The sequence below is a fragment of the Lagierella massiliensis genome, from assembly GCF_001407835.1.
Classification (GTDB): domain Bacteria; phylum Bacillota; class Clostridia; order Tissierellales; family Peptoniphilaceae; genus Mediannikoviicoccus; species Mediannikoviicoccus massiliensis.
Window position 1 is genome coordinate 122,434 of the sequence record NZ_CYUO01000004.1, and the last position, 24,477, is coordinate 146,910.

The following is a 24,477-nucleotide window of genomic DNA, read 5'->3' on the forward strand; positions in this document are numbered from 1 at the left end:
GGAGGAACATATGAAAAAGAAATTAATGGCATTAATGCTTGTGGCCGCCATAATGATGGTTGGATGTAAGCAAGGTGGTAAGAATGTTGACAGTACTGGTTCAACAAATGTAGGAGAAGCTAAAACAGGTGGACAACTTATAGTAAGACATATTGGAGATCCTATGAGTTGGGACCCAGATAAGTTACCGGATGATAACGGATATCCAATTTTCCAAAATATTTTCAATAGACTTGTAAAATTGGATGCATCTAAAAAGATTGTACCTGATCTTGCAGCGTCTTGGGATGTTTCAGAGGATGCAAAGGAAATAACTTTCCACTTAAGAGAAAATGCTAAGTGGCATGATGGAGAAAAAGTTACCGCTGAAGATGTTAAGTATACTTTCGAAAAGATTAAATCAGATCAAGCATACTTAATGAACACAAAATTCCAAAATATAGAATCTTTTGATGTTGTTGATGACAACACCATAACATTCAAATTGAAAGAACCAGATATTTCACTAATTGCAGAATTAGGTTGGTATTCAACTTTTATATTACCTAAGCATGTGTTAGACAATGGTAAGCCTTGGGAAGAAAATGAAGCAATTACATCAAAACCTATTGGTAGTGGTCCTTTCAAATTAGAAAAATTTGTTCAAGGTGAATCTATAACCCTTGTTAAAAATGAAGACTATTGGGAAGGTGCTCCAAAGTTAGACAAAGTAGTTTATAGTATAATTCCTGATGACGCTACAGCCGTTCAAGCCTTGGTAAACGGTGAACTTGACTTCTTGGAAAATGTTCCATCTGCAAGTGCTGAACAATTACTTCAAGATGAAAACATAAGAATGGAACTTAATAGATACCCTTCACCTATGAGATTAATATTTAATATGGAAAATGAAAAAGTTAAAGATGTAGCCGTTAGAAAAGCAATATCATATGCCATAGACAAAGAAGAAATTTCAAAGAAAGTATTCCATGGTTTTCAAAAACCAGAATATTCAATGTACCCAAGTCTAATTGAAGAATTTGCAAATACTAAAGATGTAAGTCCAAAGTTTAGCATTGAAGATGCAGTGAAAACTCTTGAAGATGCTGGATACAAAAAAGATAAAGATGGATATTATATCAGAGGTTTAGAAATTGAAGTATTTGAAGGGGGAGGATATCCTGATGCAGCTAAACTAATGGAAGCCTCTTTGAAAAAAGCTGGTATAGAAATGAAGATTAATGTATCAGAATATAATGCATGGGCTGAAAAAGTAGGAACAAATCATGATTATATAATGGAACTTCAAGGTGGATTTATGGGACCAGACCCTTCAGCATTAAATGCAAGATATGGAACTGGAGCATCAAACAACTGGTCACAATATTCAAACCCTGAGTTTGACAAATTAGTTAAAGAAGCAAACACAGAACCTGATAATGCAAAAAGAGCAGATTTATACAAACAAGCACAAAAAATATTGGCAGAGGATGCAGTATTTGTACCTGTAATAGAATTTGCAAGTTATGATGCAAACTCAAAGAGATATGAAAACCTTCCAATTGACGGAGAAGGAAAATGGGGTTGGGCAGAATTTACATTTACGGAGATGGTAAAATAATGAGAGAATTAATAGATAGAGTAATAGACAGAGTCCCTGATTATAAAACATTTTTTACAGTAGATGAGCTTAATCAAATGAGTTATGATTTAGCTGAAAAACATAGTGATATAGTTGAAACTTTTGAGTTCGGAAATTCAAAAGAAGGAGAAAAAATTATTGGACTTAAGATAGGAAAAGGAAGCAAAAACGCATTAGTGTTTGGACTTCCTCATCCCAATGAACCAATAGGAACCATGACAATTGATCATTTAATAAACCAATTGGTGGAAGATGAAGAATTTAGAAACTCATTAGATTATACTTGGTATATTATAAAGGCATGGGACGTAGACGGCGCAAGAAAGAATGAAGGATGGTATAAAGGACCATATAACCTATACAACTATGCAAGAAATTTTTATAGACCTGCTGGATTCCTTCAAGTTGATTGGACTTTCCCGATAGAATATAAAAACTTGAAATTTGATAAACCTATACCAGAAACCAAAGCTATGATGGATCTCATCGACGAGATTAAACCTACGTTTATTTACTCACTACACAATGCGGGATTTGGAGGAGCTTACTGGTATATTAGCAAAGAAGTTAGAGAAGTATTTGATGATTTTATCAAAGCAGCTAATAAGCAAAACATTCCAGTTCACTATGGAGAGCCAGAAGCACCTTATTGTGAAGAATTTGCACCAGCCATCTATAAAGAATTAAAAATTTCAGATGAATATGATTATTTAGAAAAATATGGTAACGAACATCCAGAAAAAGAAATAGAAGTTGGAACATGTTCAGCCGATTATGCAGGAACAAGATATGATTCATGTACACTTGTTACAGAACTTCCATATTTTTACGATAAAAGAATTGACGATAAATCAGAGTCAGATATTACAAGAAAAGAAGCAATTAAAAATTCTATAGAATACTCTGAGAGTTTAGATAAATATCTTATAGAATCAATGAAAATATCAAAACCATATTTAGCAGAAAAAAATGTTTATAAATTGGCATTGGAAGCATTTACAGATTTAGAAGAAGTTCATTCAGCTACTCTAAAGATGATAGAAGAAGATGAAAAGTACAATAAGACTGCTACAGTTGCTGAAAAATTTGACAATTCATTAGTAACTAAGTTTTATAGCATGCTATCTTTAGGATTGATAGTAAGAATGAATGAAGAAGAAATGAAAAAACTTGATAAAAATTCTGAAGCTTATAAAATCTTAGAAGGAGAATTTAAAAAATCTGAGATAAAATTAAAAGAATTAAGCGAATATTTAGAAGAAAACATGGACTATAGCGTTGTACCAATAAAGAGATTGGTATCAGTGCAATTAGAATGTGGATTGGCATTAGCCTACTATTTAGATAAATAGATCAAATACTTACATTTAAAACATGTCAGTAAATTTTTTCTATGAATAAATTTATGTATCAACCTATATCCTAAAGCAGGGTATGGGTTGATACTATTTTTTTGCTATAAATAAAAAAACTAAAAGGTATATAGGATAGCCTCAGCTTTTAAAATTGATAAAAACTAAAAGTTCTTATATAATATAGACAATATTTTATTGCTATAGGGAGGAGTTATGAAAAAAGAAATTAAACTAAGAAATATTATATTCCCAATTTGGATGCTTTGGATGCTTCCACCAGTTTGGCTTGTGGTCATTCCAGCAAATATAATAATTGACTACTTGGTTTTAAATGGTACATTAGAATATCTTAAAGTGGAAAATAAAAAGCAAATACTCCATGGCGTGTTGGCAAAGACTGTAATATTTGGATTTTTAGCAGATATAATTGCGTCAATCCCACCTATTTTACTAAATATAGTTTTCTCTCCAGAATACAACACAGAGCTTGGGAAGTGGTGGCAAAAGAATATAGTCCCTATGAATTATAGACCCTACGAATCTATAATAGCAGTTATAATACTTTTAATATGTGTTGCCCTTGGAGGATTTTTAATATACTTTTTCAATAAAAAATTCATCTACAAGGACATGGACTTAACCAAATGTGAAAAGTATATTCTTGCAAGAAACATGGCACTAATTACGGCACCATATTTATTTTTAGTACCAACAGCATGGTTTGTTAAATAAATGTAATACCTGTTTCAGAAAAATTTTTTTATTATTTTGAAAAAATCTATATTCTATAACAACGCATAAGAATTAAAACTTAGGGATGAGACGAGAGTTTCATCTCTTTTTTTGTATTCAAATTGAGAATAGCCTTGTAAATTTAAATAAGATGAAGTTAAAGAGGAACAAATTTGGTTTCAATTAATTTTTTTAGTAAAATTAAATCAATAAGCTAAAAGAGGTAAAGATATGAGAATGAGAAAAAAACACTGGGCTATACCAAATTTAAACAAAAATCCATACATATATATGAAACCACAAGAATTTAAAGGCAAGTGGCAGAAAAATTTTGAAAAAGCCCAACCAATACATCTTGAAATAGGAACTGGAAGAGGGGACTTCATTGTTGAAAAGGCAAGGCAGAATCCAGATACAAACTATATAGCCATGGATAGAGAAGCAAATGCATTTGTAGAAGCTGGAGAGAAGATAAAAGAAGCAAAACTTTTAAACATTATTGGAATCCTTGGAGATGCTGATAATCTTTTAGAGATTTTTGGGAAATCTGAAGTTGAAAAAATATATATAAACTTTTGCAATCCATGGCCAAAGAACAGACATAAAAAAAGAAGACTAACACACCCCCTATTCTTAAATATGTATAAGGAGATATTAAAAGAAAATAGCGAAATAGAGTTTAAAACCGATAATGACGAACTATTTGAAGATAGCATAGACTACTTTGAAAGAGAAGGCTTTAAAATTGAAATAATAGATAGAGATTTGAAGGTAAAAGAAGACGAAGTCATATCCTATTACGAACAAAGATGGAGAGAACAAAATATCAAAATCAAATTTTTAAAAGTAAAATTTGTGAAATCTTAAATTGAGTTAATAGAAATAAACTTTTAGCGAATAGAAAAATATAAAGATAGGAAAATCATAATTGCAATAACATTGAAACAGGTGTTGACTTAGGGTATGATTTATTTAAATAACTTATATGAAAACATTATTCACGCACCAAAGGAGCAAAGATGATTACAAAAAAAGTAAACTCTATAAATTTAGGACTAAAACCTACGCCAATTCATAAACTTGAAAATATCTCTATGGAATATGGGTGTGAAATCTATATTAAAAGGGATGATTTAATTGGTGTTGGTCTTGGAGGAAATAAGGTAAGGAAGCTTGAATATCTTTTAAAAGACGCTAAGGACAGGGGAGCGAAGGTGGTTTATACAAATGGTGCACTACAGACGAACCATGGAATGTTAACTGCCACTTGTGCAAGCAAACTTGGAATGAAATGTTTGCTCTTTTTAAAGAAGGATGATAAAAAAGAAATTGAAAAGCTTAGTGGCAATCTACTTCTTGATGAATACATAGGCTGTGATGTATTTTTTATTGATGTATCTAATATTAGTGATAGTAATGAAGCAAACTTAAAATTTAATGAAGAGATTGAAAAGCATATTGAGGAATATAAAGAAAAACACTCCTTAAAAGACGAGGAAGTTTATAATATTCCTTTTGGTGGAAGCACTCCCCTTGGAATACTTGGCTACAGCGAATGTATTAAAGAGATAATGGAGCAAGACAAAGGCTTTGAATATATATTTTCTGGAAATGGATCTGGGGGAACCTATGGTGGTGTGTTTTTAGGTTGTAAACTCTATGCACCAAATGCAAAAGCCATCGGTGTAAATGTAATGCATATGCCACAAGATAAAAAGACTTTTATAAAGGGACTAATTGATGAAGCCCTAAACTATTACGATGTGAAAGTTGAAATAGATGAGAGTGAAATGAAACTTCTTTCGAATAGTATTAACGAAGGTTATGCAATTCCAGACCAGGAAACAATTAATTTTATAAAGAAGATGGCAAGGACTGAGGGTATATTTTTGGATCCTGTTTATTCTGGAAAGATATTTAATGGCGCTTTAAAATATATTGATGAAAACTTAAAGGATTCTGGCAAAAAGATTTTAATTATCCACTCTGGAGGACTTCCAGGGTTATTTAATGAACCAATGATTGATTTTTGTTCCAATAGATCTGATGTTTTAAAAAGTAAATAGGTTTTGAGGCAAGATGCTACCTTGTCTTTTTTTTATGGATAATCTTTGACATATTGTAGTAATTAACATCTATTAATAATTGAAATCCAGGTATATAATAAAACAAAGAGCAAGGAGGGTGCTATGAAAAAAATATTACTTACATTGTTGTCGCTGTTAATTATTCTTAATTTATCAGCATGTAACAAGGCAGAAGAATCAAAAATCGAAAGAAATATCGGCAAGTCTGAAAAGTTCTCTACTGAAGAGATAGATAAGGCTATGGTTTTAGTTGAACAGAACTTTGCATTTAAAGACGCAGAGCTTACAAAGATTTATTACGATGAAGAAAAATCAAATGAAGAAGTTGATGTATACAAGACATATGGAAGAGGGTCTATGAACGATATAACTCCAGATAACATAATAGTTATAAATACGGACTTCACTGTAAGTAGCGATATAAACGAAGGTCTAAGTGAAGGCGAATACAAAGCTTTTAATTGGATACTTATAAGAGAAGATAAAAATAGTGATTGGAAAGTAGAAGAGAAAGGATATTAAATGAAATGATGGCGAAAGTCATCATTTTTTTGATGAAATTTTAGTGGATTTGTTATATAATTAACTACAATGATTTGTAAATAAATCAAAAATATTGTGGAGGAAATTATGAAAAAAGTTGGAAAATTAGCGTTGGTGTTAGCGATTTCTTTAAGTATTTCTTCAACTTCTTTAGCCAGTGGAGTTGTAAAGAGATATTCGGGAAAGAACAGACAGGAAGTTGCTGTAAAGGTAGCAACAGATGAGTTTAGTGGTTCAAATTCATCTATACTTGTAAACTCCCATGCATTTGCAGATGCACTTAGTGCTTCAATTATCAGTCAAGGTAAGATGCCAATACTCTTTACTGGTGCTGATGACATGGACTCAAATACAAGGGAAAAACTTAAAGACTTTGAGCAAGTTATAATTCTTGGGGGAAAGAGTTCTGTTTCTGAAAAGGTAGAAAATAGTCTTACGAATAAAAAAGTTTTGAGGATTGCTGGCCGTGACAGATATGAAACCAATAGAAAGGTAATATTATCTACCTATAAAAATCTTGATGAAGTTGTATTAGCAACTGGTAAGGTTCACGCAGATGCACTTTATGGAATAAGTTATGCAAATAAGGTTAAATCACCAATACTTCTTGTTAGGGACAATGTAGAAGAATCAAAAGAAGTATTTAGTAAGCTTGGTGTAAAAAGATTCACTCTTATAGGTGGTTCAATGTATCTTCCTAAGTCTATTGAAGAAGGACTAAAAGCTATGGGTAGTGTAAAAAGAATTGCAGGTAAGGATAGATATGAAGGTTCACTTAAGGTACTAAAGGAAGTTTATGGGGAAAACTTAAAAGAAGTTTTAGTTGCAAGTGGTGAGAACTTTGCAGACCCTCTTGTAGCAGGACCTGTAAGCATAAAGAGAAACGCACCAATTGTACTTGTTAATAGTGGTGATAATGCTGTATTTAAAAATATTATTAAGAAATCAAACCCAAATATAATAATATTTGGAGGAAGTTCTTCTGTATCTAAATCCTTGGAAGAAAGTTTTTCAAAGATAGTAAATAAAGAAGATAATTCTGGAACTGTTATAGAAGCTGAAGAGATAAGACTTCAAAGAAAATTAAGTGAAGTATTAAAAAGAGCAAAAGATGAATTACAAGGTAAATACTCTAAAGAGTCTCTTGAAAATTTAAAAGAAACCATTGATGAAGTTACATCAAAAGTTGATAATAAAGATGTTTCAAGTCTTAACAAAGCTATTGATACATTAGAAAAGGCGATAAAAGAACTTGACAAAGCTGTTGAATTTGGAGACGAAAATGTAAAAGAATACTTACTTAAGCACTTTAAAGAATACGAAGGTAAAGATGTATTTGAAAGTGATATGGGAGAATTTGAATTTAGACTTTCCGACAAGTCATTTAGAAAAGATAAAGATTCAAATGAAATCTACGAAAGTGAAATGAAACTTTTAACAGATCTTAGAGTTGTAATATACGACGAAGATTATAATTGGATGGACATAAAGAGCACAAAGGGAATTGAAAAAGCTTCAAATCTTGAAACTTTAACAATTTCTTCTAATGGGGAAGACTCATCAGGGGGAATAACAAATATAGAAAATTTAAGAGAACTAAAAAAATTAAAGAGTCTAAGACTTGCACATAATGCTATAACAGACATATCTCCACTTGGAGATCTTCAAAATCTTGAGAAATTATTTATCTCTCACAATAAGATAGTGGATATAAGCGTATTAAAGAAACTACATGGGCTTAAAGTTTTAGACATTTCTGTAAATCAAATTGAAGATATATCAGCAGTATCAAATTTAACAAACTTAGAGGATTTAACTATTAGAAATAATCAAATAGATGATATAACTCCAGTTAAGAGCCTTAAAAATCTTACAAGATTAGATATACGACATAATAAATTCAAATCAATAAAAGGAATAGAAGTTTTAGAAAAGTTAAACATCTTTTATGCAGAAGACAATGAAATAAAAGATTTTAAACCAGTAGAAAATTTAATTAATTTAAAAGAATTAAATTTAAAAGACAATGAAGGTTTAGATATTGATGTTTCAAAGCTAACTAAGTTAAAAGATTTAAATCTTGAAAATAATCCTTTATTAAATATAAAAGGAGTTTCTAACTTAAGGGAATTAACTTCATTAAACTTGTCAAAAACAGGTTTTAAAGATATTAAAGAACTTTCAGAACTTACTGAATTAGAAAATCTAACTTTAGAAGATAATAATATTGAAGATATATCAGGACTTAAAAATCTTAAACAACTTTCAAGTTTAAAGATAGCTAACAATAAAATTAAAGATATAAGTTCATTAAAAGATTTAACAGAACTTAGCAGCATAAGATTTAACAACAATGAAGTTAATGATTTATCCCCACTAAAAGATAAACCAGATTTGTATAGTATAGAAAGTAATAATCAAGTTATTTCAGGATATACTTTAAACTTAGATAACAAAGAAATTTCTATAGACAGTCCATTTAAGGGCCTATCAGTTTATAAACCTGAAGAAGGAGAATTTACTGTAGACGTTGAAACAAATATTATGGGACTTAAGGCACATTATAATCCTGAAACTGATAAACTTACTTTTAAAGTAGAAGAAGATTTTGATAAAACAAATAAAGAAATTACTACAAGTCTTTTATTTAAATTTAAAAATGAAAAAGATTGGATGAATAAAGACTATCCAAACTATGTTTATGAAGTAAAAGACTTTAAAATTGTAATTAAATAGCAAAAGAGGATCGGATTAACCGGTCCTTTTTATATGAGTAGAAAAAGTATTTAGATATAAATAGATAGAGCGTTAACTAATCGGGTATAGATAAATTAGTTTGATTTGAGGGGGATAATATGAATAACGATTTTAAAGATATAGTTTTTAACAGACGTTCTGTGAGAGAGTTTGATGAAAACTACAAGATTCCAAGAGATGAAATGTTTCAAATAATCAAAGAATCAACAGAAGCACCTTCTTCAGTAAACTTGCAACCTTGGAGATTTGTAGTAGTGGAATCACAAGAGGGCAAAGACAAGCTACGTCCACTAATAAGATTCAATCAAATACAAAATGATACATCTTCAGCAATGATAATCATATTTGGAGATATGAAATGCTATGAAAAAACAGAAGAGATTTATAGCAGAGCTGTAGAAAAAGGCTTTATGCCAGAAGATGTGAAGGAACAAATGGTAGAAGCTATTTTACCAGCATACACCGGAGCATCAAAACAAAAGATGAATGACATAGTAAAGATTGACTCAAGTCTCGCAGCAATGCAGATGCTACTTGTGGCAAGAGCCCATGGATACGAAACCTGTGTAATAGGTGGGTTTGAAGAAGATGTCATCGCAGAAGAATTTGGACTTGATAAAGAAAGATATGTTCCAGTTACAATAGTTGCAATTGGAAAAGGCGAGTACGACACTTATGAAAGCGTAAGACTTGAACCAGAAGAAGTAACAAGATTTGAATAACTTGAATTGCATAAGAAGATATTTACTAATTGTTGAGTAGTAAGTATCTTCTTTTCTATTGACAAAACAAGAAGTATATTGTATAAAAATGATTAAAGCACGAAAAATGATGCGATGTTAGAAATAATATAATATTACTGAAAACGTTTATTGAAATGGAGTAGAAATGATTAGTGGGAATAAATTAGAAGAAGGATTATATCTTCCGTCAATTTTCGAGAGTCAAAAATTTAATAATATACAAAACTTAAAGATTGAAAAGCTGGATAATCAGTATTTTGTTGATATTGCACAATTTAGAAAATTATATCAAAATAATAAAATTTTATTTTTCAATACTGTTAAAGAAATGATTTTCAGGGGCGGATATTTTGAGCTATCCGATACAAATAAGGTAAACAACATAATAACAAATTATTTTTATGATGATGTGATACATCCAATTTATATTTTTGATGAGTTATTATCTGAAAAAGGTATTGATGATTTAGAAGTTTTTAAGGTTCAAATTCTATTAAAAAACATGGAAATAAACAATTTTAAGGACTTAAAAGGAATACCGTTAGAAGGATTTAAATATTTAGGATTAAAAGAAAGTGATATGCCTTTGCTTAAGAAAATATTTAAGGACAATGGTTGTGGATTAAAATCTTTTAATACAGAAACGAATGAAGAAATACATAGTGAAGGCGAAAAGCAGCTTTATATAAATATAAATGATGTTAAATTTAATAAAAATTGGGATAAAGAATTATTAGAAAAATACGAGATAGAGAACTTTTTAAATATAAAAATAGATTTAGGAGATCAAAAAATTTCTGTTAATAAATATCTTAAAAAATTAAGGGGATACTCAGAAATTATTACAAAGGATTTAAAACAATCTATATTTTTCGAGAAAATAATGAAAACTAAAGATCTTAATGAGTTTGTTGACGCTATAAATGTTAAATTAAAAGATAATAGAAAAGACATACTTAGATGGAGATGTGCAGGTAATACACTTCAAGACATAGCTAATATTTTAGGTGTAACAAGGGAGCGAGTAAGACAAATATCTAAAAAAAGTTTAGAAATAATAAGAGATAGACTTATAGAAATAGGGTTTTTTCAGTTTTTGGAAAATAGTAAATTGTATCTACATGAAAATACAGTACTTAAATATGTTCTTACAAACATAGAATGTGATGGTATTTTTTTTGATTCAGATTTAGAAATATTTTATAACAAGAACACGGAAAAAATGATGGATAGTTTAAAGAGTATTATAAATTATGTATCAAATAATCAAATTACATCTATAAGCTTGTTAAAGAAAGAAATATCAAATACTTTTCATTTAGATAATTTTAATATAAAAAAATATCTTGAGAACATGGATTTGAAGGTAAGAGAAAATTACATTATAAAATACCCATTAAAAAAGATTGAAGTGTATCGTTATGTTATTAAGAATTTTTATAAAGATACAGCTTTAGATCTTTCTAGCGAAGAGGGATATAATGATTTTAAAAATAAAGTTGAAAAAATTGATATAGATCCTGAAGAAATAGAGTTGAAAGAATATTCTAAAAAGGATATTAGGAGAATTACTGCAGGAATAGAACGATTAGGTTCAGAGATATTAAAACTGGGATCTGATAAATATATTCATTTTGAATTTTCTAGTTTGCCTATAGATGTACTATCTAAAATAGAGAAAGATTTAAGAACGGAGATTGATTTTAATGGATTCGTTTCTGTTAAGAAACTATATTACAAATACAAAAAAGAACTAGAACATTATTCAATACATGAAGATACATTGTATTATATTCTTCACTTATTACTGGATGGTGAATTCTATTTCTATGGGAAAAGTAGTACTTTTAGAATATTTGAAACGGAAGATTACTTTAAGAGTACAGAAGAATTAATTATAAGTATTTTAGAGCAAAATGATAATAGCATGAATATAGATGACCTAATAGATTTAATGGGAGTCGAAAGATATACTATTGACGCTGCCATCCAAAACAACTCTATGTTTTTGAAAAATAATGAGGTTATTTTATTTGAAGAAGATAAGAGTGATGAAATAAAAGAAGCTTTAAAAATTATTGAAGACAAATTTTATAAACTACTACAAGACGAAGAGTATGTTTCGATTTCTAATATGTATAATGAATTTCAACTTGACGAGGAGCTAAATAAAGCTTTAATAATTTTAAATTGTACTTCTTTAAAAATGTTTAGGAATTTTTTAAGTAGCGCAGTGGATTGTCATATTGGAAATAATAAAGTTGTTTTTAAAAATCCAAATAAATTTGGACTATTAGATTTGCTATTCAAAGAAAAAGGAAAAGGTAACGAGCTATATCGTAAAGATATAATTGATTATTTACATGAGATTACTTATAAAGAACCAACGATTTTCATGAGGCTTAGAGAATGGCTTGAAGAATTTAAGTTAGTACCTATAAATTATGATAGATATGCAAGAGAAGAAGGAATTGTTATTGATTGTAATTTAATTCATGAAATAAAAAAATTTCTTGAAAAGTATATAAATAAAGATTATGTTTCTGTATCAAAATTAAGCGAAAAATTCGCTGAACTTCCATACTCACCAGTTAGTATATGGAGTAACGATTTTTTTGCCTATATATTAAAAAGATATTTTAATTACAAACAAGTTGATGATTTTACTTTTAATTATGATGTGGATCCTTTCATTATGGTTAATGGAAATAGTGAAACTAATTATAGACAAATTATTCAAAACGAAATGAAAAATTTTAAAGATTACCCTAATGAAAAAAATGTATTAAAATATTTAAAATCTTTAGGACTTATACCTGAGTCAGCAAAGGTGATATATATAGAACTATACAATAAGAATATATTCACGAAAGATGAAATAGGGAAGGTTAGCACAAGCTATGACAGGTAATCAAGGGAATATAGAATTAAGGGATTATCAATTAGAAGCCATTGAATCTTTTAAAGATAAAGAAAAAGGGGTCTTAAAAATGGCTACTGGAACAGGAAAAACATTTACAGCCCTTTCTATTGCAAATGAAACATTTAATAATGATAATAAGCAATTTTTAGTGATAATGGTACCTACAAGAGATTTAATAATTCAATGGGTTAAAAACTTTAAGAAATTCAACATTAAGAACTATCTACAGGTTGATGGCAGCAATAGAAAATGGGAATATGAATTAAAAGATTCCATCTGGAATTATAATTATAATTTCACTAATAGAGTTATTGTTATAGGAACATATAACAGTATGGGCTTACCCAGATTCAATGATATATTAACTGAAAATATTGATAGGTCATTTTTATTAGCAGATGAATGTCACAATATTGGACTAAAAAAATTTGAAAATTGCAAATTAGTTAACTTCCAATACAGATTGGGCCTTTCAGCTACTCCAGAAAAATGGAGAGATTATCAAGGAAATATGATAATAGAAAAGTATTTTCCAAATTGTATTTTGGAATACTCGTTGGATAAAGCTATAGATCAAGATATGCTTGTAGAATACAACTATTATCCAATAGTGGTAGAGTTTACAGAAGATGAGTTAGAGACTTTTGAAAATTTAACTAACTTAATTAGATACTATATGTTAGATAAGGATGAAAACAAACAACAATTAGAAAGTTTGTTAAGGCGAAGAGCCATGATTGTTAAAAGAGCAGCTAACAAGAGAGAAGAATTTTTAAAAATCTTAAAAAACAAAAAAGTATTTGATCCTAGCATTGTTTTCTGTGCACCAGGAGAAGAGATAGAAATTACAAAAAGCATTTCAAATTTAGGAATTAAAGCAAATAGATTCACATCTAAAATAGACAGCAAGAATAGAGAAAAATCAATAGAACTATTGCTAAGTAGGGAGATAGACATGTTAGTTTCTATAAAATGCTTAGATGAGGGCGTTGATATTCCTATCATAAAGGATGCATATATCTTATCGAGCACATCAAATCCAAGAGAGTATATTCAAAGAAGGGGAAGGGTGCTTAGGAAAAGTGATGAAAAGCTATTTGCAAATATTTATGACTTTATAGTTTTAGATGAAAATCTTCAGGACAAAAATTTTGAATCGCTAGCAAATATAGAAATGCCAAGATTTGCTGAATTTTCAGATTTAGCAAGAAATAAATACGAAGCAAGAAGTAAAGTTAGATTTTTGTTAGAAAAAAGAAATTTATTAGATCTTATAGACAAAAAACCAGAGAATACATTTGAAGAAAGCGAAAAGGAGAATTTTATTTTATGAAAATACAAAGTGATATTAAAAATCTTATTGCCAAAGAGCTTAATGATGATGACTTGATAGAAATAGCTCTTAATTTTATAGAAAGAATAAAAGATAATAGAGTTAGCGATGAGAATGCAAGGATAGAATTATTACAAAATATTGAAAGATATAATATTTCAAGGGGAGATAGATATGCTGATTAAGGAGTTAGTTATAAATAATTTTCGTCAATTTTATGGAGAGCAAAAAATAGAATTTGCTTTAGGAGATAAAAATACAACTTTAATTCAAGGAAATAATGGGGCTGGTAAAACTAGTATTTACAGAGCTTTAATGTTTGTGCTATATGGAGACGAAAGCCTTAAACAAGACAATTCTATTAAAGATTTAAATCTTGTAAATTTAGATCTATTAGAAGAAAACTTAGGAAAACCAGTCAAGGCGTCTGTTAACTTGAAATTTGAGCAAGATAATATGGAGTACATTTTAGATAGAGAAATCACAGCGAATAAGTCTGAAGAAGGTAAAATAACCAAGAAGGTATTTGAACCTAAGTTACAGCACATTGAAAGTACTGGAGATCTTAGAGAGTCTTTTTCAAGTGCAGATCAAGTTCAAAGGTATATTAACTCAATAGTTGCTCCTGAAATAAGAGAGTTTTTCTTTTATGACGCAGAAGAGATGAATCTTTTAGACCCAGAAAGTACTGAAAAATCTATAGCTGAAGATATAAAAAAAGGTGTAATGAACATACTTCAAATAGAATATTTAGAAAAAAGTGTCGATCAAATTAAAATTGAAATTTCAAACTTGAATAAACAACTAAGAGATAAGAATAAAAATGATGAAGAATTGAATAATTTACAAGGAATGATAAAAGATTACGAAGAAAGAATTGAAAAGTATGATATAAAATTAAGCAAATTGTCTGAAGAACGCAAGCAAATGAAAGAAGAAAAAGAACATATAAATAATGTTTTAGGAGATAGTGAAGAAAAGAAATATCAGATAAGCATTATTGAAAAAAATGCAGAATTAATTTCAGAAAAAGAGAATTTAATTAAAGAAAAAAAGAAATCAATAACAAAACAAATTATAGACTGTTCTATACTATATGGAATGGATTTAGTTTATAAAAATAGAGCAAATTTTGAGAGCATTTTAGAAAAAAGCCCAGATATCATTCCAGTGCATATGCTACAAAAAGCGATAAGTGATGGAAAATGTTTAATGTGTAGCAATGAAATTAAAGAAAATTCGACAGAATATATTTATATAGGGAGGCTTATAAAAGAATATAAAAGTAGTGAAATGACAGGAATTGTAGATTCTATTTTAGAAACAGAATCTAAGTATGCTGATAAAGAAAAAATATTGAAGTCAATAAATGAAACTATATCTGATATTGTAAAAAGGAAAGAAGAAATAAAAGAAAAAAGATTAGAGAATGAGGCTATAAGGGAGAAATATCTTATAGATATCAATGATTCTGAGAAAATAAAAAAACTCACTGATTCTTTGAATAATATAGAAATAGATATAGAATCTAATGAAATTAATATTTCAAATGCTATAAGTGTTAAAGATAGAGATTTGGAGCAATTAGAAAAGTTTAAAAAGAAACTCTCAAAGTTAGAAGAGGAAAAATACAAAGATTTAGAAATTGCAAATACAAAGGAAAAACTAGAAGAAATTAAAAAGGCTATAGAAATAACTATTGATGAGTACTCTGAACTAATGGTTAATGATCTTTCAGAAGAAATAGGAAAAACTTTTAGAAAACTAATAGATGAAGAAAATCTTTACTTTGACAAAGTAGAAATTAGTGATAAATTTAGAATTTCTGTTAAAGATATAAATGGTGACAATATAATTCAAGATTTAAGTGCTGGTCAAAAACAACTTCTATCTTTATCTTTTGTTTTATCATTGGCTAAATTAGCTACAAAGGGTGTAGAAGGCATAGAATTTCCGCTTTTTATGGATACTCCATTTGCAAGACTTAGTAGCGAAAATAGAGAAAATGTAATCAAAAATATTCCAGAAATGGCAGATCAATGGATACTTCTTTTGACGGATACAGAGTATACTGCTAATGAAAAAAATATATTTAGTCATTTTGAAAAAGTAGGGAAGATGTATAGCTTAAATAAAGTAAGTGGGAAAACAGAAATTAGTGAAAGAGAGGTTTACTAATGGCTTTTTTATCAGAAGGATCAAGAAGAATAGTTCTTGATGAAAATTTCGACGATATTGTATCAGTTTTAAAGTCTACATTTGGAATTCACGAAGTTTTTTTTATTACGACTGTGTTAGGATATGTTGATGGCGGAGCTGTTCAAAAAAACACAAGTAAAGGTCCAGAGTTTAGACCTTCTTACTTAAACAAAGAACAACGCTCAATACTATATTCAATTTTATATGATATTTATGGTGATGAGTTTATAGAAGGTCTAAACGATAGAGAATTTCAAAAAAATTGTATTGAAACTTTAAAAGATTATGCTAACAGAGGATTAGAAATTCTTTATGAAGAAGTTTTTAAATATAATATAGAGAAAGGGGTTCTTTTGAAATCCCACAAAGATTATGATTTAGATTTACTAAAGTATTTTTATGAAAAAGTTAATGAAGTTCCATTTTAAAATGGGACAAAAGAAACTGTTGATGTATTGATATGTACCCTCTTTACTGGACAACCCAGTAAGGAGGGTATTTTTATGAAATATAGTTATGAATTAAAAAAGGAGTGCGTAGAGTCAGAGTCGTGCAGAGAAGGTAAATGGCCTTATACACCTGAAGAAGTTCATGGACCAGAAATTTTAAAACATGGAAATCATATCAATTGGACACCTGATGAGAAATTAGAAATTGTATCTAAAGTGATAGCTGGAAAATCAATAAAGTCTACTGCAATAGAAAACGAAATTAATGAGAGACTTAAAAACTGTATATAAGGCTTCTACAGAAGATTTAGCATTAAGTAATTTAGATATGTTTGAAGAGAATTGGGGTAAAAAAATACCCGATGTGCGTAAGTTCTTGGAAAAACAACTGGGCTGAATTATCAACATATTTCAAGTATCCAGAAGGAATAAGAAAGCTAATATACACAACAAATGCAATGGAAAACTTCAATAGACAACTAAGGGAAGTAACTTAAAATAAAACCATCTTTCCAAATGACTATGCTCTGCAAAAAAGCTTGTATTTAGCAATGGTGGATGCTTCAAGCAAGTGGACAAGTAGAATACGCGGTTGGGATCAAATCTTATCGCAATTATCAATATTTTTTGAGGGGAGGTTTTAGATAAGTTAAAAACATAGTTAAAAGCAGCTGCAAATTTCTACAAAAAAATTTGACAGTTTATTAAAGTCGTGTAAAATTAAGACAAGCTCCATTCCTATAGGAATGGATAGGTATTGATACATAAAAAAATGTATCAACCCTTACCCTTATACCAGGATTTAGGTTGATACACAAAATTATTTACAGAACCTTTAATTAATGTGTTCAGTTTTATGGGTACACATCATTATTCGTACACCCCAACAGTTTCTTCTGTTCTTTTATTTCCTCTTTACAAGCACATTTGGCACTGTATAATATTTTCTTGCGCCAGAGATTAGACTCTCTTTTCCTATTCTTGTATATGGTGCGACAAATTCTTCGTCATATATAAACATTCCAAGTACTACGCCGAACTCGCCAACATGAAGTTGTCCTTCGCTATCAAATTCTACAAATTTTAGTGGGTCCATGTCGTAATATTCTTGGTAGATATAGTTTTTTCCAAGAATTTCTCTTAATATTTTTCCGTACTCTTCTTTTGAATGTTCTCTACCTGTATATATTCCTTGGGAAGCATAGGAGTCCATTGGTTTTAATATATAGTCGTCTTTATTATTTAAAACTTCATTAAAGTCTTCTTCTGTTTCAAACTTCAATGTCTTAGGTATGGACTTTTCTAAAAATTCAATTTCATCCTTTTTTAAAAAGGCTTTTGTTTCGTCCATTAGAAGTATTTCAAAAATAGGTTTAATATGCATCAGTTGTGATCTAAAGGAGCCAAGCATCATAAATGCATTGTCCATGTAGGCATCTATAAATGGTTCTACTGTGTCAATCTTATTCATTATTTCAACGGTGACAGCTCTTCTGTACACCAAGTCAACCACATAGTCGCCTTTGCATAGTTTACCATTTTTATATTCAAGATCTCTTATATCTATGATTTCACAGTTAACTCCCGCTTCGATGTAGGCTTTTTTAAAGGCCTCAAATTCATAAGTTGTTCCAATGTCTAAAAAGTCTACAATTGCAACATTCGGTTTGCCCTCTTTGTTTCTATTATATATGTCTAATGACGCCTTAACCCAAGAGTTAATAAGGTCCACATTTACAAGTTCATACTCTTTTGAAAGTTTTTTCATTGCCAAGGTATCTAAAAGTATTTGACCGATTTCGTTGTCCTCGTTCATTGCAGAGGAACCATCTGTGTTAAACTCTACAAATTTAAATTTGTCCTTGGAGTTATAAAATATATCGTATCTACAAATTGGAACTGGAATGTCATAGCCAGGGTCGTGTAAAATTAATTCTTCAAGTTTTTTTGGAAAATTAAAAAGTTTTCTATATTCTTCGTCCTCTAAATAATGATTTGTAACACGCCTTGTAATTTGCATAAGTTTTGATGAGATGTCACTTAAGTTTTTTTTGGTGTCTTCATCATAAAAAAGTCCTTGATATGTTACAGGTATAGGTTCTCCGTGGTAAATTGCATTGGAATGATTTACTCTGTCAACCATATTTAGGTAGTCGTTGTAGTATTTATCTTTATATTTTTCAATTATTTCAAGGTATTTATCAAAATATTCTTGATTATACAATTAGTCCTCCAATCTTATTTTAAATCTGTCTATGGCTTTTAAAAGGCCCTCTTTCCTATAGATATTTTCAAAAATATCCCTTGGAGTCTTCTTATTTTCAACATATGGCTTTAGAGGTTTTAAATAAGGTTTATCCTCTTCATCAAGACCGTCCATGGCCATTTCGTAAAGTATATTTGAAAGTTCGCTTAGTGTCTTGCCAAGGTATTTTGCATCAAGGCCGCTTGATATAATATCTCTCTTTGCATTTATAGCTTCTTCATAGGTTGTACCTTTAGCAATTTCGTAAAGTTTTTTAAGATTTACATCTCTGTAGAAAAGTCCCTTTATTAATGCTGGCACTGTAAAGTTAAGAGGATATGGCGCGGCGTCAAACATTCTAACTTCGACATATTTTTTTACTCTGATGTCAGGAAATACTATTGATAGTGCGTGAAATATAAGTTCATCTGTAAGTTCTACACCTTCTTCAACAACTTCTCTTAAAGTCATATCTCCAGTAGAAACTGTCTTGCCATCTACATCTCTAAAGATGATTGGCGTATTATATATCTTTGTTGCATATTTTTCGTATGAAAAGTCTTCATCAAAACCTATTTTGAAAAGTCCAGACCTGTCTCTGTCTGTGTTTTCCCAAATCTTTTGTCTAATGGTGTGTAATTTAGTAGGGTTTGATTGAAAAATATATGCATTGTCATACATCGCATAGAACACAGGAGTGAAGACACTTAATAGAAAATATTTTAATTTAAAGTCTTCTTCGTCTTTATAATCTATGGCAGTTTGAACAGATGCAGTTCCCTTCATCATATTGTGGGCCATGTCCCCTTGCTTTTTAAAGTAGTTAAACATATGATCATATCTATGTTTAGGAAGAATTTTTATATCTTCAATCTTAGTAACTGGATGGTATCCAAGGGCTAATAGAGATTGATCCTTTTCATCCAAGTGCTTTAGTACATTAGGTATAAACTCCCTGTAAATTTTATCAAGCTCTCTTACAGTTTTTTGAGATTTTATGGCTATTTCAAATTGACTTCCAGGTTCTGTGCTAATATCTACAAGGGGAGAATCTAAAGTTAATATATAACCATCTTCCTCTCCAGCTTTAAAATCAAAATTATCCTTTAAATATTTAAGTGTTTCATTTACACCGCTTTCACCATAATAGCTAACGGAAGTTCCATCTTTATTGGAAACTGTAAAGTGTTCCATTTCAACGCCAACGGTGAAATCTTCTATTTTTTTCTCACCGGACTTTATGTAGTCGGTAATTTTTTGAATATTAACGTCTTTCATAACTCTCCTACTTTTTTATATCATCAAATTTTGCATTTATTAAACTTATTAAATCATCAGGTGCTATCTTTAATTGTACCCCTATTTTACCTCCCGAAACATATATGAAGTCCTTGTCCGATGCGGAAATATCAATAACCGTAGGGAATAGCTTCTTCATTCCAACAGGGGAACATCCACCTCTAATATAGCCTGTGGTCTTAAGCAGGTCCTTTAGATGAAGCATTTCAATCTTCTTTTCATCAACAGAAGTAGCTGCCTTTTTTAAATCAAGCTCTTTATTAACGGGAATAACGAAAACGTAATTTGAATTTTTCCCAGTTGTAACTAAAGTTTTAAATACAAGATTTTCATCTTCATTAAGTTTTTTAGCCACGGACACTCCATCAATGTCCTCACCCGGCTCATAGGTAAAGTATTCAAAATCTATATTTTTTGACTCTAACAATCTAATTGCATTTGTCTTTAACTTTTTAATAGTACCACCCTTTTCTATTAACACTATTAATTATTATATCACTAATGTATAAATTATGACTTAGAAAGGGCTTATTGGGTAGATATAAGTAAAGATGATATTTAAAGAGGAGGTTTCTATGAAAAATAAAATCAAAATTACATTTGTTCACCACAGCTGTTTTACAATCGAAACAGATAAATTCTTTTTCATTATCGACTACTTCAAAGGTGAATTGCCAAAGCCAAAAGAGGACAAGGAAACTATTTTTTTGGTGACACATAGCCATAGTGACCACTTTTCAAAGGAAATCTTTAACTATGGAGACTTTAAGAAAAATGTATATATACTTTCAGAAGATTTGAAAGAGTTACCTAAGGAGGACAAGGTAATATATTTAAAAAGTGACATAGAAGAAAAGAAGAAGATATTCTCCGAGCCAAATATATTTTTTATGAAGCCAGATGAAAAACTAAGCTATCACAACATCGACTTTTATACATTTGGTTCTACGGATAAGGGCGTATCATATTTAATAGAACTTCCATTTATGACGATCTTTCACGCTGGAGACTTAAACAACTGGGTATGGCCAGAGGACTCGCAAATTGAAAGAGAGAAGATGAAGAGAGATTTTGAAAGGGAAATAAATAAAATTCACACAGACATAGACCTGTCATTCTTTCCAGTGGACCCAAGACTAAAGGAGAACTACGACCTGGGAGTGTCTTACTTTTTAGAACAAATCGCACCAGACTATGTGTTACCAATGCATCTATGGAACGACTTTGAGTTTTCAAAAAAGTTTAAAGAGGATTACAAAGACTCTTACAGCAGTATTTTTGAAATTGAAAAAGACGGACAGAGTTTTGAAATATGTATAGAAGAATAAAAAATTGGCTTATCGAAAGATAGGCCAATTTTTATATAATACGCTTAATTAGTAAAAGTGCACAAAGTAAAAATAAGATTAAATTTCCAATGGGAAGTATAAGATTTGATTTTGATTTTGTCTTCCTATATTCTTGATAGTCTACAAAACCATTTATTATAAGCACAACTGCAAGTAGCCCCATAAATAAATTTTGACTAACTGGAACTTTTAAAAAGAATAGAACCAAGTAGGTTACAGTTACAACAACAAGTATTATATTAAGAATTTTTTTCATCACGCCCTCCTTTTTTTCATTATAATATATGTAATTTCTAAAATAAAGAAAAAAAGACTCATCCCATGGGACAAGTCTTAAAATTTATTCGCTTTTACTACCATCTTTCCAAGTACGATATTTATCAAGTTCTTGTCTTATCTTCTTTATCATATAAGTGAATACTGCCAAGTCATCTAAAAATCCGACTCCTAATAAAAAGTCTGGAACTAAATCCATTGGATTTAAAAGATATAGAAGTGAACCGATTATTAAAAGTAGAGAAGTCTTCGAAACTTTTTTGTAATTCCCATGTAGGTAGTCTCCTACTAAACTAAAAACTGTTCCCAAATCTGCCTTTATTTCATCAAATTCTCCAATACCTTCTGCCTTTGACATCGATCTTGTGAAAAGATTAAAAAATCTATGCTTATTATTTAAAATTCTATTTGATTTACCCATAAGACCGTCTAAAATTCTTTTTGCGTTCATTTTTGCCTCCTTATTGAATTAACTTAAGATTTGTTCTTACATTATATACCCGTTTTTAATAAGATGATACAATTATGTTAGGAAATGCTAAGGAGAAATTATGGAAAATAAAATTTTAAGCCTTGCAAAGGGCGTGGAAAAATATATTATTAAACACAGGAGACAGCTTCATAAAATTCCAGAACTTCATTTAGAACTACCAAAGACTTTAAAATATATTACAGATGAACTTGATAGACTTGAAATTAACTACGAAGTCTACGAAGAGATTTCTTCAGTAGTTGCAGTTATAGACGGAAGAGAAAAAGGAAAGACAATTGCAATAAGATGTGATATGGATGGACTTCCAATAAAAGAAGAGACTGACCTTCCCTTTTCATCTACAAACGAAAACATGCACGCCTGTGGACATGATGGACATATGGCGGTGGTACTTGGGACAGCGAAACTTTTGGAAGAGAGAAAAAATAATTTCAAGGGCAGGGTTAAACTTATTTTTCAAGCTGGAGAAGAATATCCTGGAGGGGCAAAACCTCTAATTGAAAATGATGTATTAAGAGATGTTGATGCTATCATAGGAATGCACGCAGGTAATTTGAACAAAGATCTTCCAAAGGGCTGTATCGGTTTTAAACCTGGGGCGCTTATGGCTTCAATGGATAGGTTTTTGATAAAGATCATTGGCAAAGGTGGTCATGGAGCAAGCCCTGAAAATGCAGTTGACTCTATAAATATAGCCTGTGAAATAGTACAGTCCCTTAACAAGATACCATCAAGGGAAGTTTCTTCAACAGAACCTGCAATACTTTCAGTTACAAGGATTAATGGTGGAGTAAATCAAAATGTATTGCCAGATGTAGTTGAAATTGAGGGAACTTGTCGAAGCACTTCAGAACAGGTTCGTCTGCTTATGTATAGACGAATTGGAGAAGTGTCAAATGCTATTGCAAATGTTTATGGAGCAAAAGTGGAGTATCAATATGACTTTAAATACCCTGCAGTTATAAATGATGAAGAGTTTACAGAATTTGCAATAGAAAAAACGAAGAAAGTTATAGATAAAGACAGGATAAAGATATTAAAAAAGCCAGTTATGTCTTCAGATGATATGGCATTTTATTTAAATGAGATACCTGGAACCTATTTCTTTTTATCGAATCCTAAGTGGGAAGAAAATCCGCACCCTCACCACAATAGCAAGTTTGATATTGATGAAGAGCTTTTATATCTACCAGTAGCAGTGTATCTAAATATTGTAAAGGAATTTTTAAAATGAAACTAACTAAGTCAAGAGCATTATTGCTTTCGTTCTTTGCAGTAACTTTTTATGATTTATTTTTTATGCTTTGTTTCAGCATAATCGAAATTGCAGGACCAATTTTTCAATATAACTACGAGAGCTTAGTCGACAGTCACTATATGCTATTAGATAGCCTTTGTTGCATTTTAATTTTACCTATATATGTCTATATCTACAAAAGAAGGGTAGAAAAAGATTATGTTAAGGGAAAAATTTCAATTTTAAAAGCGACTATTATATCAATTGGATGTGGAGGAATCTCAACAATATGGATGATGATACTCGGATATATGGCAGAGATAAATCCTAAGATAGACGATCTATTCAAAGATTTTGGTGAAAGTTGGGGTGAAGTTCTAAATACAAATTATATTTGGATACTATTGTCGGTGGTTATTCTTGGACCGATTATTGAAGAACTTATTTTTAGAGGAATTTTAATAAATATTTTAAAGAAACCATTTGGGAAAGTCACAGCTATCATATTACAGGCTATTTTCTTTGGACTATGGCACAGAGATCCTGTTCAGATGGTCTACACATGTATATTTGGAATATTTTTAGGAGTTATTTATCTTCGTACAAATAGACTTCGATATCCCATATACATGCACATTATAAATAACTTGACCAACTCTCTTCCAGAAGGACAAATTTTTGAAGATTTTTACTCTTTAATTACAATAATCTCCTTGATTTTAGTTTTGCCTGCAGTTATATTAGTGATTAAAAGGGGTAAGAATGAGTTGTATATAAAAGAAATAGAAGAATCGCAAAGTATAAATTGATTCAAAGTGTATGATAATATATAATAG

The 24,477-nt window shown here is 30.0% G+C and carries 22 protein-coding genes and 1 pseudogene; 18 read left to right on the plus strand and 5 right to left on the minus strand.

Annotation, left to right across the window (positions count from 1 at the left end; translation table 11 throughout):
* The first annotated feature begins 10 nt into the window (after positions 1 to 10).
* From BN2746_RS00595 to BN2746_RS09280, 15 genes and pseudogenes are all read left to right on the plus strand, one after another.
* Positions 11 to 1,600: an ABC transporter substrate-binding protein gene (locus BN2746_RS00595; protein ID WP_055077929.1), complete on the plus strand. Its 1,590-nt coding sequence runs from the start codon at positions 11 to 13 to the stop codon at positions 1,598 to 1,600.
* The gene (locus BN2746_RS00600) at positions 1,600 to 2,973 is read left to right on the plus strand and encodes a M14 family zinc carboxypeptidase (protein ID WP_055077930.1); all 1,374 of its coding nucleotides are present in this window, start codon (positions 1,600 to 1,602) and stop codon (positions 2,971 to 2,973) included. Before BN2746_RS00595 ends, BN2746_RS00600 begins: the two co-directional genes overlap by 1 nt.
* A gap of 216 nt (positions 2,974 to 3,189) precedes the next feature.
* Positions 3,190 to 3,708: a hypothetical protein gene (locus BN2746_RS00605; protein ID WP_055077931.1), complete on the plus strand. Its 519-nt coding sequence runs from the start codon at positions 3,190 to 3,192 to the stop codon at positions 3,706 to 3,708.
* 231 nt (positions 3,709 to 3,939) lie between these two features.
* A complete protein-coding gene (gene trmB / locus BN2746_RS00610; protein WP_055077932.1) occupies positions 3,940 to 4,575 on the plus strand; it encodes a tRNA (guanosine(46)-N7)-methyltransferase TrmB in 636 nt (211 codons plus the stop codon).
* Positions 4,576 to 4,727: 152 nt separating this feature from the next.
* Entirely contained in the window at positions 4,728 to 5,774 is a 1,047-nt protein-coding gene (locus BN2746_RS00615) for a 1-aminocyclopropane-1-carboxylate deaminase/D-cysteine desulfhydrase (RefSeq protein WP_055077933.1), read from the plus strand.
* Positions 5,775 to 5,897: 123 nt separating this feature from the next.
* Positions 5,898 to 6,317, plus strand: coding sequence for a DUF4829 domain-containing protein (locus tag BN2746_RS00620; RefSeq protein WP_055077934.1), 420 nt, complete (start codon positions 5,898 to 5,900; stop codon positions 6,315 to 6,317).
* A 108-nt stretch (positions 6,318 to 6,425) separates the two neighbouring features.
* On the plus strand, positions 6,426 to 9,074 hold the full coding sequence (locus BN2746_RS00625) for a cell wall-binding repeat-containing protein (protein ID WP_055077935.1): 2,649 nt from the start codon (positions 6,426 to 6,428) through the stop codon (positions 9,072 to 9,074).
* Between the two features lie 119 nt (positions 9,075 to 9,193).
* Entirely contained in the window at positions 9,194 to 9,817 is a 624-nt protein-coding gene (locus tag BN2746_RS00630; protein WP_055077936.1) for a nitroreductase family protein, read from the plus strand.
* Between the two features lie 166 nt (positions 9,818 to 9,983).
* The gene (locus BN2746_RS00635) at positions 9,984 to 12,749 is read left to right on the plus strand and encodes a sigma factor-like helix-turn-helix DNA-binding protein (protein WP_055077937.1); all 2,766 of its coding nucleotides are present in this window, start codon (positions 9,984 to 9,986) and stop codon (positions 12,747 to 12,749) included.
* Positions 12,739 to 14,094: a DEAD/DEAH box helicase family protein gene (locus tag BN2746_RS00640; protein WP_055077938.1), complete on the plus strand. Its 1,356-nt coding sequence runs from the start codon at positions 12,739 to 12,741 to the stop codon at positions 14,092 to 14,094. Before BN2746_RS00635 ends, BN2746_RS00640 begins: the two co-directional genes overlap by 11 nt.
* Positions 14,091 to 14,279, plus strand: a complete 189-nt coding sequence (locus tag BN2746_RS00645; RefSeq protein WP_055077939.1) for a hypothetical protein — start codon at positions 14,091 to 14,093, stop codon at positions 14,277 to 14,279. Before BN2746_RS00640 ends, BN2746_RS00645 begins: the two co-directional genes overlap by 4 nt.
* Positions 14,269 to 16,272, plus strand: a complete 2,004-nt coding sequence (locus tag BN2746_RS00650) for an AAA family ATPase (protein ID WP_055077940.1) — start codon at positions 14,269 to 14,271, stop codon at positions 16,270 to 16,272. The genes BN2746_RS00645 and BN2746_RS00650 overlap by 11 nt, the downstream gene beginning before the upstream one ends.
* Positions 16,272 to 16,721, plus strand: a complete 450-nt coding sequence (locus tag BN2746_RS00655) for a hypothetical protein (RefSeq protein ID WP_055077941.1) — start codon at positions 16,272 to 16,274, stop codon at positions 16,719 to 16,721. The genes BN2746_RS00650 and BN2746_RS00655 overlap by 1 nt, the downstream gene beginning before the upstream one ends.
* A gap of 75 nt (positions 16,722 to 16,796) precedes the next feature.
* The gene (locus tag BN2746_RS00660; RefSeq protein WP_055077942.1) at positions 16,797 to 17,033 is read left to right on the plus strand and encodes a hypothetical protein; all 237 of its coding nucleotides are present in this window, start codon (positions 16,797 to 16,799) and stop codon (positions 17,031 to 17,033) included.
* A pseudogene (locus BN2746_RS09280) lies at positions 17,002 to 17,386 on the plus strand (transposase); the annotation flags it as partial. The gene BN2746_RS00660 and the pseudogene BN2746_RS09280, both read left to right, overlap by 32 nt.
* Before the next feature lie 260 nt (positions 17,387 to 17,646).
* Here BN2746_RS09280 and BN2746_RS00665 read toward each other — a convergent pair.
* From BN2746_RS00665 to ybaK, 3 genes are read right to left on the minus strand one after another with little or no spacing between them, the layout of a single operon-like run.
* Complete coding sequence (locus BN2746_RS00665; protein WP_055077943.1) at positions 17,647 to 18,966, minus strand: glutathionylspermidine synthase family protein; 1,320 nt, start codon at positions 18,964 to 18,966, stop codon at positions 17,647 to 17,649.
* Positions 18,967 to 20,265, minus strand: coding sequence for a glutamate-cysteine ligase family protein (locus tag BN2746_RS00670; RefSeq protein ID WP_055077944.1), 1,299 nt, complete (start codon positions 20,263 to 20,265; stop codon positions 18,967 to 18,969). It lies immediately after the preceding gene.
* A gap of 7 nt (positions 20,266 to 20,272) precedes the next feature.
* Entirely contained in the window at positions 20,273 to 20,767 is a 495-nt protein-coding gene (ybaK, locus tag BN2746_RS00675) for a Cys-tRNA(Pro) deacylase (protein WP_231718298.1), read from the minus strand.
* Positions 20,768 to 20,861: 94 nt separating this feature from the next.
* Between ybaK and BN2746_RS00680 the strand changes: the two genes are divergently transcribed.
* A complete protein-coding gene (locus BN2746_RS00680; RefSeq protein WP_055077945.1) occupies positions 20,862 to 21,614 on the plus strand; it encodes an MBL fold metallo-hydrolase in 753 nt (250 codons plus the stop codon).
* A 31-nt stretch (positions 21,615 to 21,645) separates the two neighbouring features.
* Here BN2746_RS00680 and BN2746_RS00685 read toward each other — a convergent pair whose 3' ends face one another.
* Positions 21,646 to 21,891: a hypothetical protein gene (locus BN2746_RS00685; RefSeq protein WP_055077946.1), complete on the minus strand. Its 246-nt coding sequence runs from the start codon at positions 21,889 to 21,891 to the stop codon at positions 21,646 to 21,648.
* Positions 21,892 to 21,975: 84 nt separating this feature from the next.
* Positions 21,976 to 22,362 (minus strand): YkvA family protein, encoded by a 387-nt coding sequence (locus BN2746_RS08755; protein WP_077064895.1) that lies wholly within the window; start codon positions 22,360 to 22,362, stop codon positions 21,976 to 21,978.
* 100 nt (positions 22,363 to 22,462) lie between these two features.
* On the opposite strand from BN2746_RS08755, the gene BN2746_RS00695 reads away from it, so the two are divergent.
* Both BN2746_RS00695 and BN2746_RS00700 read left to right on the plus strand, forming a co-directional pair.
* On the plus strand, positions 22,463 to 23,638 hold the full coding sequence (locus BN2746_RS00695) for a M20 metallopeptidase family protein (protein WP_055077947.1): 1,176 nt from the start codon (positions 22,463 to 22,465) through the stop codon (positions 23,636 to 23,638).
* Complete coding sequence (locus BN2746_RS00700) at positions 23,635 to 24,450, plus strand: CPBP family intramembrane glutamic endopeptidase (RefSeq protein ID WP_055077948.1); 816 nt, start codon at positions 23,635 to 23,637, stop codon at positions 24,448 to 24,450. The genes BN2746_RS00695 and BN2746_RS00700 overlap by 4 nt, the downstream gene beginning before the upstream one ends.
* Positions 24,451 to 24,477 lie beyond the last annotated feature (27 nt).

Bases quoted from the DNA above. Each gene is read 5' to 3' on its own strand.
- BN2746_RS00685 (WP_055077946.1), bottom strand. From the start codon at position 21,891: ATGAAAAAAATTCTTAATATAATACTTGTTGTTGTAACTGTAACCTAC.
- BN2746_RS08755 (WP_077064895.1), bottom strand. From the start codon at position 22,362: ATGAACGCAAAAAGAATTTTAGACGGTCTTATGGGTAAATCAAATAGA.
- BN2746_RS00695 (WP_055077947.1), top strand. From the start codon at position 22,463: ATGGAAAATAAAATTTTAAGCCTTGCAAAGGGCGTGGAAAAATATATT.
- BN2746_RS00700 (WP_055077948.1), top strand. From the start codon at position 23,635: ATGAAACTAACTAAGTCAAGAGCATTATTGCTTTCGTTCTTTGCAGTA.
- BN2746_RS00615 (WP_055077933.1), top strand. From the start codon at position 4,728: ATGATTACAAAAAAAGTAAACTCTATAAATTTAGGACTAAAACCTACG.
- BN2746_RS00635 (WP_055077937.1), top strand. From the start codon at position 9,984: ATGATTAGTGGGAATAAATTAGAAGAAGGATTATATCTTCCGTCAATT.
- BN2746_RS00600 (WP_055077930.1), top strand. From the start codon at position 1,600: ATGAGAGAATTAATAGATAGAGTAATAGACAGAGTCCCTGATTATAAA.
- BN2746_RS00620 (WP_055077934.1), top strand. From the start codon at position 5,898: ATGAAAAAAATATTACTTACATTGTTGTCGCTGTTAATTATTCTTAAT.
- BN2746_RS00670 (WP_055077944.1), bottom strand. From the start codon at position 20,265: ATGAAAGACGTTAATATTCAAAAAATTACCGACTACATAAAGTCCGGT.
- BN2746_RS00645 (WP_055077939.1), top strand. From the start codon at position 14,091: ATGAAAATACAAAGTGATATTAAAAATCTTATTGCCAAAGAGCTTAAT.
- BN2746_RS00660 (WP_055077942.1), top strand. From the start codon at position 16,797: ATGAAATATAGTTATGAATTAAAAAAGGAGTGCGTAGAGTCAGAGTCG.
- BN2746_RS00630 (WP_055077936.1), top strand. From the start codon at position 9,194: ATGAATAACGATTTTAAAGATATAGTTTTTAACAGACGTTCTGTGAGA.
- BN2746_RS00625 (WP_055077935.1), top strand. From the start codon at position 6,426: ATGAAAAAAGTTGGAAAATTAGCGTTGGTGTTAGCGATTTCTTTAAGT.
- BN2746_RS00605 (WP_055077931.1), top strand. From the start codon at position 3,190: ATGAAAAAAGAAATTAAACTAAGAAATATTATATTCCCAATTTGGATG.
- BN2746_RS00655 (WP_055077941.1), top strand. From the start codon at position 16,272: ATGGCTTTTTTATCAGAAGGATCAAGAAGAATAGTTCTTGATGAAAAT.
- BN2746_RS00650 (WP_055077940.1), top strand. From the start codon at position 14,269: ATGCTGATTAAGGAGTTAGTTATAAATAATTTTCGTCAATTTTATGGA.
- BN2746_RS00680 (WP_055077945.1), top strand. From the start codon at position 20,862: ATGAAAAATAAAATCAAAATTACATTTGTTCACCACAGCTGTTTTACA.
- BN2746_RS00640 (WP_055077938.1), top strand. From the start codon at position 12,739: ATGACAGGTAATCAAGGGAATATAGAATTAAGGGATTATCAATTAGAA.
- trmB (WP_055077932.1), top strand. From the start codon at position 3,940: ATGAGAATGAGAAAAAAACACTGGGCTATACCAAATTTAAACAAAAAT.
- BN2746_RS00595 (WP_055077929.1), top strand. From the start codon at position 11: ATGAAAAAGAAATTAATGGCATTAATGCTTGTGGCCGCCATAATGATG.